The organism is Streptacidiphilus monticola, assembly GCF_042658505.1.
Taxonomy (GTDB): Bacteria; Actinomycetota; Actinomycetes; order Streptomycetales; family Streptomycetaceae; genus Streptacidiphilus; species Streptacidiphilus monticola.
Genome location: NZ_JBHSQJ010000187.1, coordinates 1 through 520, shown reverse-complemented (window position 1 = coordinate 520; position 520 = coordinate 1). Strand labels below are relative to the sequence as shown.

General features: G+C 41.0%; 1 protein-coding gene. It reads left to right on the top strand.

The genetic code is table 11. From position 1 onward, the window contains the following. Positions 1-266 (top strand): conjugal transfer protein TrbE (locus ACFP3V_RS31240; protein WP_380591036.1); only part of this gene is annotated, 266 nt, incomplete at its 5' end. Positions 267-520 lie beyond the last annotated feature (254 nt).

Sequence of the window (520 nt, the reverse complement as noted above, 5' to 3'; positions counted from 1 at the left end):
GACCGATAATCATGAAAATGAGTTTTCACAAAAAGCCTGTTATTGATTTTGTCCTGAGATTAACGCTAACAATAATCATTATTTCTCCGGTGATTTATTTCTCCTGGGATGCAGTCAAAGGGACGTCGGGAAGTGATTATGTCGAAAGTGTGGTCTTTATTCTTATGGCTGGGTTTGCCATGTCTGTATGTTATTTGTTTTTCTCAGTCCTGGAGAAAGTTATAAATGCAAGGAAAAGCAAAGATGAATCAATATATCACGATTGAGAAATTTATAGACATTCTGAATGAAGAGAATTTACCCCAGGAGCATCATGTTATGGTGCTGGCTGTTCTTGCGGATATCTCTCTGCATACAGACAGGTTCCTGATTAACTCGTCCGAACTGGTTCAGATGGCCGCTCAGTACTCACCTGCTTTCCAGAAACTGCCAGCGGACCGGCAGGCTTTTATATCTTCAGTACTGAGCATGCCGCTATTCCTTATTATGTGACCAGGAGAGTCAATGGAAGAGAAAAAAG